The sequence below is a fragment of the Pseudomonas citronellolis genome (genome assembly GCF_001586155.1).
GTDB lineage: Bacteria > Pseudomonadota > Gammaproteobacteria > Pseudomonadales > Pseudomonadaceae > Pseudomonas > Pseudomonas citronellolis.
On record NZ_CP014158.1, the window covers coordinates 2,105,756 to 2,120,936 of the forward strand.

The window sequence follows — 15,181 nt, forward strand, 5'->3', positions numbered from 1 at the left end:
AACGGCCTCCGCAAACCCTTGCGCGGTAGCGGACGCCGGCCGGATCGACGCCCCAATCCCCTGACAACGGCCCTACATGTTCAGACCTCTTTCCGTCTATATCGGGACGCGCTACACCCGCGCCAAGCGCCGCAGCCACTTCGTTTCCTTCATCTCCCTGACTTCCATGATCGGCCTGGCGCTCGGCGTCATGGTGATGATCGTGGTGCTCTCGGTGATGAACGGCTTCGACCACGAGATGCGCACCCGGGTGCTGGGCATGGTGCCGCACGCCACCGTCGAGGCCTACCAGCCGATCGACGACTGGCGCGGCCTGGCCACGCAGATCAAGGCACAGCACCCCAACGTGCTGGAAGTGGCGCCCTTCATCCAGATGCAGGGCCTGCTGAGCAACAACGGCGTAGTGCAGAAGATTCTCATCAATGCCGTGGACCCGGCCGAGGAAGGCAAGGTCTCGATCATCGGCGACTTCTTCCGGCAGGGCAGCCTGGCCAGCCTCAAGCCCGGCGAGTTCGGCATCATCATCGGCGACAAGGCCGCGGCCAACCTGGGGGTGAAGGTCGGCGACAAGGTCACCTTCGTCGCCCCCGAGGTCTCGGTGACCCCCGCCGGCATCTTCCCGCGCATGAAGCGCTTCACCGTGGCCGGCATCTTCCACGTCGGCGCCGGCGAGCTGGACGGCTACGTGGCCCTGGCCAACGTCGAGGACGCCGCGCGCATGCAGCGCTTCAAGGACGGCGAGGTCCAGGGCCTGCGCCTGAAGCTCGACGACCTGTTCCAGGCGCCGCGCACCGCCTGGGAAATCGCCCAGACGCTGAAGGGCAACGACTTCTACGCCCGCGACTGGACGCGCACCCACGGCAACCTCTACCAGGCCATCCAGATGGAGAAATCCATGATCGGCCTGCTGCTGCTGCTGATAGTCGCGGTGGCGGCGTTCAACATCATTTCCACGCTGGTGATGGTGGTCACCGACAAGAAGTCGGACATCGCCATCCTCCGTACCCTGGGCGCCACGCCGGGGCAGATCATGGCCATCTTCATGGTCCAGGGCAGCGTGATCGGCGTGATCGGCACCCTGATCGGCGGCGTGCTCGGCGTGCTCGCGGCGCTCAAGGTGAGCGACGCCATCGCCCTGCTGGAGAAGCTGATCGGCCACAAGTTCCTCAGCTCGGACGTCTACTTCATCGATTACCTGCCCTCGCAGCTGATGCGCGAGGACGTGATCCTGGTGTGCGCCGCCGCGCTGATCCTGAGTTTCTTCGCCACCCTGTATCCGGCCTGGCGTGCCGCGCGCACCCAGCCCGCGGAGGCCCTGCGTTATGAGTGACAAGACCGTCCTGAGCTGCCGCAACCTGCGCAAGAGCTACGAGGAGGGCCCGCAGTCGGTCGAGGTGCTGGTCGACGTGCAACTGGAGCTGTTCCCCGGCGAGCGCGTGGCCATCGTCGGCAGCTCCGGCTCCGGCAAGAGCACCCTGCTGAACATGCTCGGCGGCCTCGACATCCCCAGCAGCGGCAGCGTCTGGCTGGCCGGCGAGGAGCTGTCGGCGCTCAACGAGAAGCAGCGCGGCCTGCTGCGCAACCGCGCGCTGGGCTTCGTCTACCAGTTCCACCACCTGCTGCCGGAATTCACCGCCCTGGAGAACGTCTGCATGCCGCTGCTGATCGGCCGCATGCCGATCCCTGAGGCCCGCGAGCGCGCCGCCGCGCTGCTGGAGCGGGTGGGCCTGAAGCCGCGCCTGCAGCACAAGCCGTCGGAGCTGTCCGGCGGCGAGCGCCAGCGCGTGGCCATCGCCCGCGCCCTGGTCAACCAGCCGCAGCTGGTGCTGCTCGACGAACCCACCGGCAACCTCGACCAGCACACCGCGCATTCCATCCAGGAGCTGATGCTCGAACTGTCGCAGTCGCTGCAGACGGCCTTCCTGGTGGTAACCCACGACCCGCACCTGGCGCAGCAGATGGACCGCGTGCTGCGCCTGGAGGACGGCCGCCTGATCGCTGCCTGATCGAGCCGCAGACGCCATGTTCAGACCCTTATCGATCTTCGTCGGCACCCGCTACACTCGGGCCAAGAAGCGCAACCACTACATCTCCTTCATCTCCCTGACCTCGATGATCGGCCTGACCCTCGGGGTGCTGGCGATGATCGTGGTGCTCTCGGTGATGAACGGCTTCCAGAAGGAAATGCGCTCGCGCATCCTCGGCATGGTGCCCCACGCCGTGCTGCAGAACGCCGACGGCAAGCCGCTGGCCGACTGGCAGGCGGTGGCCGCCGAGGCCTCGAAGCAGCGCGAGGTGGTCGGCGCGGTGCCCTACACCGAGCTGGACGGCATGCTCTCGTTCAAGGGCATGATGCAGCCGATCGAGGTGGATGGCGTCGACCCGGCCCTGGAGCCGAAGGTCTCGATCATCGGCTCGCACATGGTCCAGGGCAGCCTGGACGCGCTGAAGTCCGGCGAGTCCGGGGTGGTGATCGGCCAAATCACCGCACGGCGCTTCCGCGTCAACGTCGGCGACAGCCTGCTGCTGATCGTTCCCGAGTCCACCTCCGCCGCCGGCGGCGTGACGCCGCGCATGCAGCGGTTGAATGTGGTCGGGGTGTTCAAGGTCGGCGCCGAGCTGGACGGCACCCTGGCGCTGGTCCACGTCGACGACGCCGCGCACCTGCTGCGCTGGGAGCCGGGCCAGGTGCAGAGCGTGCGCATCGCCCTGAAGGACCTGTTCCAGGCGCCGGAAGTCGGGCAGCGCATCGCCGCCGACCTGGGCCCGGGCTTCCGTTCGGTGGACTGGACGCACACCCAGGGCAGCCTGTTCGGCGCCATGAAGATGGAAAAGACCATGATCGGCCTGCTGCTGCTGCTGATCGTCGCGGTGGCGGCCTTCAACATCATCGCCACGCTGATCATGGTGGTGGCCGACAAGCGCACCGATATCGCCATCCTCCGCACCCTGGGCGCCACGCCGGGGCAGATCATGACCATCTTCATGGTCCAGGGCACGGTGATCGGGGTGATCGGCACCCTGGTCGGCGGTACCCTGGGCGTGCTGGCGGCGTTCAACGTCACCGCCATCGTCTCGGCGATGGAGAAGGCCCTGGGCACCCATGTGTTCAGCTCCGACGTCTACTTCATCAACTACCTGCCCTCCGACGTCCAGGTGACGGACGTGGTGCTGGTGTGCTGCGCGGCCCTGCTGATGAGCTTCCTCGCCACGCTGTACCCGGCCTGGCGCGCCGCCAGGACGCAGCCGGCCGAAGCGCTGCGCTACGAATGAACGAAGCCGCCCCGAGGGGCGGCTTCTTCGTTCCGTGGGCGCTGTCTTGCCGACTGCGCCGATCTGCTTTTCGCAGGATGGGTTGAGCTTGCGAAACCCATCGGGCCATGCTGATGGGTATCGCTTCGCTCAACCCATCCTACGGGGGCGTGTTTGCCGGAGGGTGTAGGAGCGGGCCCTGCCCGCGAAATCGCGCGCAGGGCGCGCTCCTACAGGGGAATGGCATGGGTGGGGCAGCGTAGGAGATCTCATCCGCGAACCGCGCCGATGCCTCCGGCTATCGCGGACAAGGTCCGCTCCTACGAGGGAATGCCATGCCTCCCGGCAAATTGTAATTGCTACCCGGCATTCTGTAGCGGGCCCTGCCCGCGAAATCGCGCGCAGGGCGCGCTCCTACAGGGGAATGGCGTGGGTGGGGCAGCGTAGGAGCGGATCTCATCCGCGAATCGCGCCGATACCTCCGGCTATCGCGGACAAGGTCCGCTTACGGGGAGGAATGCCGTGCCACCCGGCGACCTGTAGGAGCGGGCCCTGCCCGCGATTTCGCGCGCAGGGCGCGCTCCTACAGGGGAATGGCATGGGTGGGGCAGCGTAGGAGCGGATCTCATCCGCGAACCGCGCCGATACCTCCGGCTATCGCGGACAAGGAAGGGGCTCATAACCCCTGCCGCAGATTGCGCAACGCCTGGCGCCGCCGCCAGCTGCGGCCTATCCACCAGCGCCAGTAGGCCTGGGTGGCCAGGTAGCCGAGCAGGCCCACCAGCAGCCCGCAGATGATCGAACCGAGCAGGAACGGCTGCCAGAGCAGCGACAGCTCGCCGCTGATCCATTCCCAGGTGAGGTTCTCCGGCAGCGTGCGTGCCGGCACGCCCATGACCCAGGCGCCCATCTTGTAGGTGCAATAGAACACCGGCGGCATGGTGATGGGGTTGGTCAGCCAGACCAGCCCCACCGAGATCGGCAGGTTGGCGCGCACCCACACCGCCAGCGTGGCGGCCAGCAGCATCTGCAGGGGAATGGGCACGAAGGCGGCGAACAGGCCCATGCCCATGGCGCGGGATACCGACCTTCGATTCAGGTGCCAGAGGTTGGGCGAGTGCAACAGGGGCCCGAAGCAGCGCAGGGACTTGTGGTTCCTGATCAGCTCGGGGTCCGGCATGTAGCGCTGGAAAAGTCGGCGCGGCATGGGGAAATCTCTGGCAGACGAACACCGGCCATTATGCCTAGCTAGATGACAGCTTCTGTTCACCAACTATGTCCATGTGTAACCGGGCGCGGTGCACCGGACTTCGCTGCCAGGGAGGCAATTCGTGCGCACAGGGATGATGGCGCTGGCCTGCGGCCTGGTGCTGCTGCGTTTCCTGCCCCAGCTGCCACCCTTGGCGGCCCTGCTGCCATTGGTCGGAATGGCGCTGCTGTGCCTGTATCGGCGACATCACGCGGTGGCGCTCTTCCTGCTCGGCTTCGCCTGGGCCTGCCTGTTCGCCCATGACTCGTGGGAAGGGCGCCTGGCTCCCGAACTGGACGGGCGGACGCTGTGGCTGGAAGGGCAGGTTGCCGGCCTGCCGGCTAGCGCGGATGGCATCGTCCGCTTCGAGCTGGAGGACGTCCAGGCGCGCCTGGACCTGCCCGGGCGCATCCGCGTGTCCTGGTACGGCGGCCCGGAGGTGCGGGCCGGGGAGCGCTGGCGCCTGGCGGTCACCCTGCGCCGCCCCCATGGCCTGGCCAACGACTTCGGTTTCGACTATGAAGCCTGGCTGGCGGCCGACGGCATAGGCGCCACCGGCAGCGTCAAGGATGGCCGGCGCCTGGCCGAGGCCGCCGGCCCCATGGCCTGGCGCGAAGCCTGGAAGGACCGGCTGCTGGCGGTGGATGCCCGGGGACGCAACGCCTACCTGGTGGCCCTGGTCCTCGGCGACGGCAGCGGCCTGGGCCGGGACGACTGGGACATGCTGCAGGACACCGGCACCCTGCACCTGATGGTGATCTCCGGCTCGCACATCTCCCTGCTGGGCGGCTTGCTCTACGCCCTGGTGGCGGGTTTGGCGCGCCTGGGAGCCTGGCCCGCGCGCGTGCCCTGGCTGCCCTGCGCCTGTGCCGTTGCACTGGCTGGCGCCTGGGGCTATGGCTGGATCGCCGGACTGCAGGTGCCGGCGCTGCGTGCCTGCCTGATGCTCAGCATGGTGCTGCTGTGGCGCCTGCACTTTCGTCGCCAGGGCGTCTGGCTGCCGCTGCTCGGCGCTCTGCTGGTGGTGCTGCTGGTCGATCCATTGGTCAGCCTGACGCCCGGCTTCTGGCTGTCCTTCGCCGCCGTGGCGCTGCTCGTCTACGGCTTCGCCGGGCGCCTGGGGCGGGGGGCCGGCTGGCTGGCCTGGGGGCGCGCGCAGTGGCTCATGGCTCTCGGCCTGGCGCCGGTGTTGCTGGCCCTGGGCCTGCCGCTGAGTCCCGCCGGCGCGCTGGCGAACCTGATCGCGGTGCCCTGTGTCGAGTTGCTGGTGGTGCCCCTGGCGCTGGTCGGCAGTCTGCTGCTGTGGCTGCCGGTGGTGGGCGAGGGGCTGCTGTGGCTGGCGGGTGGCGTGCTCGACGTGCTGCTGGGCCTGCTCGGGCGCCTGTCGCTGTATTCCCCGGCCTGGCACCCCATGGCGCCGCCGCCCTGGAGCATCGCCCTGGCCCTGTTCGGCGCGCTGCTGTGCCTGGCGCCGGTCGGGCTGCCGCTGCGTCCGCTGGGCCTGGCGTTGCTGTTGCCGATGTTCTGGCCGCATTCCAGCGCGCCGCCCCATGGCCATGCCGAAGTGCGGGTGCTGGACGTGGGCCAGGGGCTGTCCGTGCTGATCCGCACCCGCCAGCACACCTGGCTGTACGACGCCGGACCGCGCCGGGGCGATTTCGACCTCGGCGAGGTGGCGGTGCTGCCGACTCTCCGTGGCCTGGGCATCGAGCGCCTGGATATGCTGCTGCTCAGCCACGCCGACAATGACCACGCCGGCGGCGCCCGCTCGGTGGCGGCGGCCGTGCCGGTAGCGCGGATCATCAGCGGCGAGCCCGGGCGTTTGCCGGACAGCCTGCCTGCCGGCCCCTGCGGCAACGAGGCATGGCAGCTGGACGGCGTGCGCTTCTCCACCTGGCAGTGGCCCGATGCGACGGACAGCAACGGCCGCTCCTGTGTGCTGTACGTCGAGGCCGGCGGCGAGAGCCTGCTGCTCACCGGCGACCTGCCGGCCGCGGGCGAGGCCGCCTGGCTGGCCAGCCATCCCGGGCTTGGCGCCGACTGGCTGCTGGCCGGCCACCATGGCAGCCGCAGCGCCTCTTCCGCGGCCTTCGTCAGGCAACTGGCGCCCCGCGCGGCGCTGGTTTCCCGCTCGCGGCACAACGCCCATGGCCATCCGTCCAGCGAGGTATTGCAACGCTTTGCCGAGCAGGGGACGAAGGTGCACGATGTGGCCCGGGAGGGCGCCCTGCGCCTGCTCCTGGGCCAGCGTGGAACGCTGCGCGGCGTGCGCGAAAATGCCGGATTCTGGAGGGAAAAATGAGAACGGCGACGGTCGGCGGGGCAGGGGCCCTGTGCTAGAGTGTCGCCACTTTTTTTCAGGGGATTCGCCACTGTGTGGGAACTGGTCAAAGCCGGCGGCTGGATGATGCTGCCGATCATTCTGAGCTCCATCGCCGCCACCGCCATCGTCGCCGAACGACTCTGGACCCTGCGCCGCAGCCGCATCGCCCCGCCGCAGCTGCTGGGCCAGGTGTGGAAGCAGATCAAGGACAAGAAGCTGAACAGCCAGGCGCTCAAGGAACTCAAGGCGTCTTCCCCGTTGGGCGAGGTGCTCGCCGCCGGCCTGGTCAACTCCAAGCATGGCCGCGAGATCATGAAGGAGTGCATCGAGGAGGCCGCCGGCCGGGTGATCCACGAGATGGAGCGCTACCTCAACGCCCTCGGCACCATCGCCGCCATGGCCCCGCTGCTCGGCCTGCTGGGCACGGTGTTCGGCATGATCCAGATCTTCAGCGCCTTCATGGGCGACGGCATGGCCAACGCCCCGCAGCTCGCCGGCGGCATCTCCAAGGCCCTGGTGACCACCGCCTCCGGCCTGATCGTGGCCATCCCGGCCGTGTTCTTCCATCGCTACCTGCTGCGTCGCGTCGATGAGCTGGTGGTGGCCATGGAGCAGGAAGCGATCAAGCTGGTGGAAATGGTCCAGGGCGACCGCGAGGTCGACCTCTCCGAGGATGGCAAAGCGTGAAATTCCGCCGCAGAAACGGCAGCGCCGCCCGCGATGACGTGTTCATCAACCTGGCGTCGCTGATCGACGTGATCTTCGTCCTGCTGCTGTTCTTCGTGGTCACCACCACCTTCAGCCGGCCGACGCAGCTGAAGGTCGAGCTGCCCGAGGCGGTCAGCGGCACGCCGCCGGAAGCCACCGACATCAAGCCGCTGGAACTGGACATCGACGCCGCCGGCCACTACGCGCTGAACGGCCAGACTCTGGTCAACGGCGACATCGCCACCCTGATGGCGGCGATGCAGAAGGAATCCGCCGGCGACAGCAGCCTGCCGCTGGTGATCACCGCCGACGGCAAGGCCACCCACCAGTCAGTGGTCACCGCCATGGACGCCGCCGGCAAGCTCGGCTTCAGCCACCTGCGCATCACCACCGTCGAGGCGCAGCCGGCGGCCAAGCCCTGATGGCGTTTTCCGAGCGCCTGCTGCAGGCCTGGTACCAGGGCCACCCGGCCCTCGGCCTGCTGCGCCCGCTGGAGGCGCTGTACCGGCGCGTCGCCCTGCGCAAGCGTGCCGACTACCTGGAAGGCCGCCGCCAGGCCTTCCGCGCGCCGGTGCCGGTCGTCGTGGTCGGCAACGTCACCGTCGGCGGCACCGGCAAGACGCCGATGATCCTCTGGCTGATCGAGCACTGCCGCGCCCGCGGCCTCAAGGTCGGCGTGGTCAGCCGCGGCTATGGCGCCAAGCCGCCGAGCCTGCCCTGGCGGGTGCGCGCCGAACAGAATGCGGCGCAGGCCGGCGACGAGCCGCTGATGATCGTCCAGCGCTGCGGCGTGCCCCTGGTCATCGACCCGGACCGCCCGGCCGCGGTGCGCGCGCTGCTGGCCGAGGAACCGGTGGACCTGATCCTCTGCGACGACGGCCTGCAGCACTACCGCCTGGCCCGCGACCTGGAGCTGGTGCTGATCGACGCCGCGCGCGGCCTGGGCAACCGCCGCTGCCTGCCGGCCGGCCCCCTGCGCGAGCCGGCCGAACGCCTGGAGTCGGTGGACGCGGTGCTCTACAACGGCGCCAGCAGCGATCCGGCCGGGGCCTTTTCCTTCGTCCTGCGGCCGAGCGCACTGGTCAACCTGCGCAGCGGCGAGCGCCGCGACCTGACGCACTTCCCGCCGGGCCAGCAGGTCCACGCCCTGGCCGGCATCGGCAACCCCCGGCGTTTCTTCGCGACGCTCGAGGCGCTACACTGGCGGCCTGTTCCGCACGCCTTCCCGGACCACGCGGCCTACAGCGCCGAGCAGCTGCAATTCAGCCCGCCGCTGCCCTTGCTGATGACCGAGAAGGATGCGGTGAAATGCCGGGCCTTCGCCGCCGCCGACTGGTGGTACCTCGCGGTCGACGCGCAGCCATCCCCGGCCTTCGTCGCCTGGTTCGACGCCCGGCTCGAGCGTCTGATCGCGCGCTGACGGGTGGCGCCGCCACCCATTGCTTTCCAAGGATTCCGCCATGGACCCGAAACTCCTCGACATCCTCGCCTGCCCGCTGTGCAAGGGGCCGCTGAAGCTCACCGACGACAAGTCCGAACTGATCTGCAAGGCCGACGGCCTGGCCTACCCGGTGCGCGACGGCATCCCGGTGATGCTCGAGGGCGAGGCCCGCACCCTGAACGTCGACGAGCGCCTGGACAAGTGACCGAGACGCAGCGATGAGCCAAGCCTTCACCGTCGTCATCCCGGCCCGCTTCGCCTCCACCCGCCTGCCCGGCAAGCCGCTGCAGGACATCTGCGGCAAGCCCATGGTCCAGCACGTCTGGGAGCAGGCGCGCAAGAGCGCCGCATCTCGCGTGGTGATCGCCACCGACGATGCGCACATCCTCGAGGCTGCCAACGTCTTCGGCGCCGAGGCGCTGCTGACCCGCGTCGACCACAACTCCGGCACCGACCGCCTGGCCGAGGTGGCCGATGCCCTGGGCCTGGCCGACGACGCCATCGTGGTCAACGTGCAGGGCGACGAGCCGCTGATCCCGCCGGCCATCATCGACCAGGTGGCCGCCAACCTGGCGGCCCACCCGGAAGCCGGCATCGCCACCCTGGCCGAGCCGATCCACGAGCTGGCCGCGCTGTTCAACCCGAACGTGGTGAAGGTGGTGACCGACCTCAACGGCCTGGCGCTGACCTTCAGCCGCGCGCCGCTGCCCTGGGCCCGCGACGCCTTCGCTAAGGAGCCGGACGGCCTGCCGCAGGGCGTGCCCTACCGCCGCCACATCGGCATCTACGCCTACCGCGCGCGCTTCCTCCGCGACTTCGTCGCCTGGGGCCCGTGCTGGCTGGAAGACACCGAGTGCCTGGAGCAGCTGCGGGCGCTCTGGCACGGCGTGCGCATCCACGTCGCCGACGCCCTGGAGGCGCCGCAGGCCGGGGTGGACACCGCCGAGGACCTGGAGCGCGTCAGGCGCATCCTGGGGGGCTGATGCGGGTTCTCTTCGTCTGCCTGGGCAACATCTGCCGTTCGCCCACCGCCGAGGGCGTGTTCCGCCACAAGCTGCGCGAGGCCGGGCTGGAGGCGCGGGTGACCGTCGATTCCGCCGGCACCGGCGACTGGCACGTGGGCAAGGCGCCGGACGCCCGCACTCGCGTCGCTGCCATGCGCCGTGGCTATGACCTGTCGGCGCTGCGCGCGCGCCAGGTGAGCGCTGCCGATTTCGCCGACTTCGACCTGATCCTGGCCATGGACCTGAGCAACCTGGCTCATCTCGAACGCCTGGGACGGGGCGCCGGCCCGGCCGAACTGGACCTGTTCCTGCGCCGCTACGCCGGCGCGCTGGACGAGGTGCCCGATCCCTATTACGGCGGCGAGGCCGGTTTCGAGCAGGTGCTGGACCTGATCGAGCTGGCCTGCGACGCCCTGCTGCTGGAAGTGAAGGGGCGCCTGTGAGCCTGGTTCTGCAGAAAGACGTTTCCCTGAAAGCCTTCAATACCTTCGGCATCGAAGCGCGGGCGCGACTGTTCGCCGAGGCTCGCGACGACCAGGAAGTGATGCAGGGCCTCGCCCTGGCGGTGGAGCGCGACCTGCCGCTGCTGGTGCTCGGCGGTGGCAGCAACCTGCTGCTGACCCGCGACGTCGAGGCCCTGGTATTGCGCATGGCCAGCCGTGGCGTGCGCATCCTCGAAGACGACGGCGATCGGGTGCGTATCGAAGCCGAGGCCGGCGAGGTCTGGGACGACCTGGTGCGTTGGAGCCTGGAGCAGGGCTTCGCCGGCCTGGAGAACCTCAGCCTGATCCCCGGCACCGTCGGCGCCGCGCCCATGCAGAACATCGGCGCCTACGGCGTGGAGCTGAAGGACGTGTTCGACAGCCTGGTGGCGCTGGACCGCCACAGCGGCGGCCTGCGCGAATTCCACCTGGACGATTGCGCCTTCGCCTACCGCGAGAGCCTGTTCAAGCGCGAGCCGGGGCGCTGGGTGATCCTGCGCGTGCGCCTGAAGCTCGCGCGCCGGGCCAGCCTGCATCTGGACTATGGTCCGGTGCGCCAGCGCCTGGTGGAGGAGGGCATAGACGCTCCTGGCCCCGCCGACGTGGCGCGGGTGATCTGCGCCATCCGCCTCGAGAAGCTGCCCGACCCGGCCGTGCTGGGCAATGCCGGCAGCTTCTTCAAGAACCCGCTGGTATCCGCCGTCGTGGCTGAGCGCCTGCGTGGCGAATACCCGGACCTGGTGGCCTATCCCCAGGCCGACGGCCAGGTCAAGCTGGCCGCCGGCTGGCTGATCGACAAGGCCGGCTGGAAGGGCTTCCGCGACGGCGCCGCTGGCGTGCATGCCCAGCAGGCGCTGGTGCTGGTCAACTACGGCGGCGCCAGCGGGGCGCAGATCCAGGCGCTGGCCGAGCGTATCCGCGAGGACATCCGCCAGCGCTTCGGCGTGGAGCTGGAGATGGAGCCCAACCTCTACTGAGGTGTGCGGGCTTGGAAAAAGGCGCTTGCCGTTGCCGGCAAGCGCCTTTTTTTGTCCGTGCTGCTTTTCGTAGGAGCGAGCCGTGCCCACCGGTATGGGGGTAGGAGCGGACCTTGTCCGCGATAGCCGGACATCCCGGCGCGATTCGCGGATGAGATCCTACACTGCCCCACCACTCCATTCCCCTGTAGGAGCGCGCCCTGCGCGCGATATCGCGCGCAGGGCCCGCTCCTACAGTTGTTGTCGTGAGGCATGGCGATCTACCCCACGCAACCCAGGAGCCATAAAAAAAGGGGATGCCTAGGCATCCCCTTTTTCAGCACGCGGGCGATCAGCCGTGGTGCTTTTCCACTTCTTCGCGGTGCTGCTCGGCCTTGTCGGCTTCGACTTGCTCCTCGACGGCCTGGATGGCCTGCTCGCCTTCGGCAGCTTCGGCAGCTTCGGCAGCTTCGGCAGCTTCGGCAGCGGGTGCTTCGGCGGCTTCGGTGGTGGCAGACGCTTCGACAGTCTCCTGGGCCGCTTCTACGACGCTTTCTTCCGCGGCCTCGACTTGCTGCTCGGCGATGGCTTCCACCTCGGCGGCCTGTTCGACCCCGGCGGTTTCCACTACGGCCGGGGCGGCAGCGGCGGCTTCCGCGGCTTCACGGGCCAGGCGCTCGGCTTCGCGCTGCAGGCGACGACGCTCGCGCGGGTCGTTCAGGGCGCGGCCGGTGGCGTTGGCTGCCGGCTGGGCTTCGTCCTGGCTCGGCGCGGCAACAGCAGGCTCGGCCTGGGCGACCGTTTCGACCACCTGGGGTTCGACGTGAGCGGTCTCGACGACCGGAGCGGCTTCGACCACGGCTTGCGCAGCAGGCTGCTCGACCGATTCGGCGGCGGCCGGGGCGGATTCGCTCGGCTGCAGGCTGAACTCGACGATCTGCTCGCCGGCGCTTTCCTCGCGGGTCTCGGTGACCACGACGGTGTCGGCGCCGGCTTCGACGGCAGCGGCCGGCTCGGCGGTTTGCTCGCTGGCGGCTTCGACGACCTGCTCGGCGACCACGGCTACCGCGGCAACGCCGGTTGCGGCCAGGGCCGGGGCGGACGGCGACTCGCTGCCTTGCGGCTGCTCACCGGCCTCCGGGCCTTCCACGCCGACTTCGCGCTGACGCTCGCGGCGGTTGCTGCGGCGGCGCTGGCCACGGGAGCGGCGGCGCGGACGATCGTCATCGCTGCCTTCCTGGTCGTCCTGCTCCAGCAGTTCCTCGTTGTTCGGCTCTTCGGCTTCCAGCGCGGCTTCGCGGGCCTGGCGCTCCTCGCGGGGCTGGCGTTCGCCACGTTCGCGACGCTCACCACGCTCTTCGCGCGGCTGGCGTTCCTCACGGGGCTGACGCTCTTCACCCGGCTGGCGCTCGGCACGTTCTTCACGCGGTTGGCGCTCCTCGCGGGGCTGGCGCTCGGCGCGCTCTTCACGCGGCTGGCGTTCCTCGCGGGGTTGACGCTCGGCACGCTCTTCACGCGGTTGGCGCTCGGCACGCTCTTCGCGCGGCTGACGTTCCTCGCGGGGCTGACGCTCGGCGCGCTCTTCACGCGGCTGACGTTCCTCGCGCGGCTGACGCTCGGCACGCTCTTCGCGCGGTTGACGCTCCTCGCGCGGCTGGCGTTCGGCGCGTTCTTCGCGGGGCTGGCGTTCTTCGCGGGCCGGGCGCTCGGCGCGCTCTTCACGACGGCGCTCGTTGCGCTCGCCACGCTCCTCGCGGGGCTTGCGCTCGTCGTCGCGACGGCCGCCGTCACGGCGACGGTTCTGCTGACGGCCGTTGCGGCGCTCCTCCGGCGTCGAACTGCGCTCGCTGGCGGGTTTTTCCGCGCTGACGGCCGGCTTGGCTTCTTCTTCCTTGCCGGCGAACAGGCTCACCAGCGACTTGACCAGGCCCTGGAACAGGCTCGGCTGCGGCATCGGCTTGGCGGCTTCCACCGGTTGCGGAGCGGCGGCCTGTTCGGCCTGCTGCGGGGCGGGAGTCTGCGGGGAGACGGTCTTCACCGCGGCTTCCTGGCGTACCAGGGTGCGGGTGGCGCTGACCGGCTGGACTTCCTCGTGCTCGACCTGGGCCATCTCGTAGCTGGTGTGGCCGACCAGCAGGTCCGGGTTGTCGTCACGCAGGCGCTGCACTTCGAAGTGCGGGGTTTCCAGGTGCTCGTCCGGCAGGATGAAGATGCGCGCGCGGGTGCGCAGCTCGATCTTGGTGATGGCGTTGCGCTTCTCGTTGAGCAGGAAGGCGGCGACCTGGAAGGGCACGCGGGCGCGGACTTCCGCGGTGCGGTCCTTCAGCGCTTCTTCCTCGATCAGGCGCAGGATGGCCAGCGACAGGGATTCCACGTCGCGGATGATGCCCTGGCCGTTGCAACGCGGGCAGACGATGCCGCTGGTCTCGCCGAGGGACGGACGCAGGCGCTGGCGGGACATCTCCAGCAGGCCGAAGCGCGAGATGCGCCCGACCTGCACGCGCGCGCGGTCGGCCTCGAGGGCTTCGCGCACGCGCTCTTCCACGGCGCGCTGGTTCTTCGCCGGGGTCATGTCGATGAAGTCGATGACGATCAGGCCGCCGATGTCGCGCAGGCGCAGCTGGCGGGCGATTTCCTCGGCCGCTTCCAGGTTGGTCTGCAGGGCGGTTTCCTCGATGTCGCCGCCCTTGGTGGCGCGCGCCGAGTTGATGTCGATGGAGACCAGGGCCTCGGTCGGGTCGATGACGATGGAGCCGCCGGAGGGCAGCTTCACTTCGCGCTGGAAGGCGGTCTCGATCTGGCTCTCGATCTGGAAGCGGTTGAACAGCGGAACGCTGTCCTGGTACAGCTTGACCTTGCTGGCGTACTGCGGCATCACCTGGCGGATGAAGTTCAGGGCTTCTTCCTGGGCGTCGATGCTGTCGATCAGCACTTCGCCGATGTCCTGGCGCAGGTAGTCGCGGATGGCGCGGATGATGACGTTGCTTTCCTGGTAGATCAGGAAGGGCGCGCCGCGCTCGCCGGAGGCTTCCTTGATGGCGCCCCACAGTTGCAGCAGGTAGTCCAGGTCCCATTGCAGCTCTTCGGAGCTGCGGCCCAGGCCCGCGGTGCGGACGATCAGGCCCATGTCGGCGGGGGCGTTCAGGCCGTTCAGGGCTTCGCGCAGTTCGTTGCGCTCTTCGCCCTCGATGCGGCGGGAGATGCCGCCGGCGCGGGGGTTGTTCGGCATCAGCACCAGGTAGCGGCCGGCCAGGCTGATGAAGGTGGTCAGGGCCGCGCCCTTGTTGCCGCGTTCTTCCTTCTCGACCTGGACGATGACTTCCTGGCCTTCGCTGAGCACATCCTTGATGTTGATGCGCCCTTCGGGGTTCTTCTTGAAGTACTCGCGGGAAATTTCCTTGAGGGGGAGGAAGCCGTGGCGCTCGGCGCCGAAGTCGACGAAGGCGGCTTCCAGGCTGGGCTCGACGCGGGTGATGCGGCCCTTGTAGATGTTGGCCTTCTTCTGTTCGCGCGCGCCGGACTCGATGTCCAGGTCGAACAGACGCTGGCCATCTACCAGCGCTACACGCAACTCTTCGGGTTGAGTTGCGTTGATCAGCATTCTTTTCATGTAGTACCAATGGTTTCCGGGGCCACCGGAAACGGCAATCGGCACCCACGACTCTCACGGTCGGTGCTCAGGCGCGTACTCAGGAACGGCGGACCATTCCCGTGTCCAGCGACGTCCGGCCAGCAACGGGCCGGGTCGCGACTACGTCTCCTGCTT

The 15,181-nt window shown here is 69.0% G+C and carries 13 protein-coding genes; 11 read left to right on the top strand and 2 right to left on the bottom strand.

Annotated features, from left to right (window positions below; translation table 11 throughout):
- Window positions 1–76 precede the first annotated feature (76 nt).
- From PcP3B5_RS09545 to PcP3B5_RS09555, 3 genes are read left to right on the top strand one after another with little or no spacing between them, the layout of a single operon-like run.
- Window positions 77–1,330 carry a lipoprotein-releasing ABC transporter permease subunit gene (locus PcP3B5_RS09545; RefSeq protein ID WP_009621388.1) on the top strand — a complete coding sequence of 418 codons (1,254 nt, stop codon included), beginning with the start codon at window positions 77–79 and terminating at the stop codon, window positions 1,328–1,330.
- The gene (gene lolD, locus PcP3B5_RS09550) at window positions 1,323–2,006 is read left to right on the top strand and encodes a lipoprotein-releasing ABC transporter ATP-binding protein LolD (RefSeq protein WP_009621390.1); all 684 of its coding nucleotides are present in this window, start codon (window positions 1,323–1,325) and stop codon (window positions 2,004–2,006) included. The genes PcP3B5_RS09545 and lolD overlap by 8 nt, the downstream gene beginning before the upstream one ends.
- Window positions 2,007–2,022: 16 nt before the next feature.
- A complete protein-coding gene (locus PcP3B5_RS09555; protein ID WP_043267283.1) occupies window positions 2,023–3,273 on the top strand; it encodes a lipoprotein-releasing ABC transporter permease subunit in 1,251 nt (416 codons plus the stop codon).
- A gap of 655 nt (window positions 3,274–3,928) precedes the next feature.
- Here the strand turns inward: PcP3B5_RS09555 and PcP3B5_RS09560 are convergent.
- On the bottom strand, window positions 3,929–4,459 hold the full coding sequence (locus PcP3B5_RS09560; protein WP_061561111.1) for a DUF2062 domain-containing protein: 531 nt from the start codon (window positions 4,457–4,459) through the stop codon (window positions 3,929–3,931).
- A 136-nt stretch (window positions 4,460–4,595) separates the two neighbouring features.
- Between PcP3B5_RS09560 and PcP3B5_RS09565 the strand changes: the two genes are divergently transcribed.
- From PcP3B5_RS09565 to murB, 8 genes are all read left to right on the top strand, one after another.
- Complete coding sequence (locus PcP3B5_RS09565; protein ID WP_203228559.1) at window positions 4,596–6,803, top strand: DNA internalization-related competence protein ComEC/Rec2; 2,208 nt, start codon at window positions 4,596–4,598, stop codon at window positions 6,801–6,803.
- A 72-nt stretch (window positions 6,804–6,875) separates the two neighbouring features.
- Window positions 6,876–7,511: a MotA/TolQ/ExbB proton channel family protein gene (locus PcP3B5_RS09570; protein WP_009621398.1), complete on the top strand. Its 636-nt coding sequence runs from the start codon at window positions 6,876–6,878 to the stop codon at window positions 7,509–7,511.
- Window positions 7,508–7,954, top strand: a complete 447-nt coding sequence (locus PcP3B5_RS09575) for an ExbD/TolR family protein (RefSeq protein ID WP_009621400.1) — start codon at window positions 7,508–7,510, stop codon at window positions 7,952–7,954. Before PcP3B5_RS09570 ends, PcP3B5_RS09575 begins: the two co-directional genes overlap by 4 nt.
- Window positions 7,954–8,952 (top strand): tetraacyldisaccharide 4'-kinase, encoded by a 999-nt coding sequence (lpxK, locus tag PcP3B5_RS09580; RefSeq protein ID WP_061561113.1) that lies wholly within the window; start codon window positions 7,954–7,956, stop codon window positions 8,950–8,952. The genes PcP3B5_RS09575 and lpxK overlap by 1 nt, the downstream gene beginning before the upstream one ends.
- A gap of 40 nt (window positions 8,953–8,992) precedes the next feature.
- Window positions 8,993–9,178, top strand: coding sequence for a Trm112 family protein (locus PcP3B5_RS09585; RefSeq protein WP_009621404.1), 186 nt, complete (start codon window positions 8,993–8,995; stop codon window positions 9,176–9,178).
- A gap of 13 nt (window positions 9,179–9,191) precedes the next feature.
- On the top strand, window positions 9,192–9,956 hold the full coding sequence (gene kdsB / locus PcP3B5_RS09590) for a 3-deoxy-manno-octulosonate cytidylyltransferase (RefSeq protein ID WP_009621406.1): 765 nt from the start codon (window positions 9,192–9,194) through the stop codon (window positions 9,954–9,956).
- Window positions 9,956–10,420 carry a low molecular weight protein-tyrosine-phosphatase gene (locus PcP3B5_RS09595; RefSeq protein ID WP_061561114.1) on the top strand — a complete coding sequence of 155 codons (465 nt, stop codon included), beginning with the start codon at window positions 9,956–9,958 and terminating at the stop codon, window positions 10,418–10,420. The genes kdsB and PcP3B5_RS09595 overlap by 1 nt, the downstream gene beginning before the upstream one ends.
- Window positions 10,417–11,436 (top strand): UDP-N-acetylmuramate dehydrogenase, encoded by a 1,020-nt coding sequence (murB, locus tag PcP3B5_RS09600; protein ID WP_061561115.1) that lies wholly within the window; start codon window positions 10,417–10,419, stop codon window positions 11,434–11,436. The genes PcP3B5_RS09595 and murB overlap by 4 nt, the downstream gene beginning before the upstream one ends.
- Window positions 11,437–11,767: 331 nt before the next feature.
- Here the strand turns inward: murB and rne are convergent, their stop codons facing one another.
- Window positions 11,768–15,025, bottom strand: coding sequence for a ribonuclease E (gene rne, locus PcP3B5_RS09605; RefSeq protein ID WP_061561116.1), 3,258 nt, complete (start codon window positions 15,023–15,025; stop codon window positions 11,768–11,770).
- Between the last annotated feature and the right edge of the window lie 156 nt (window positions 15,026–15,181).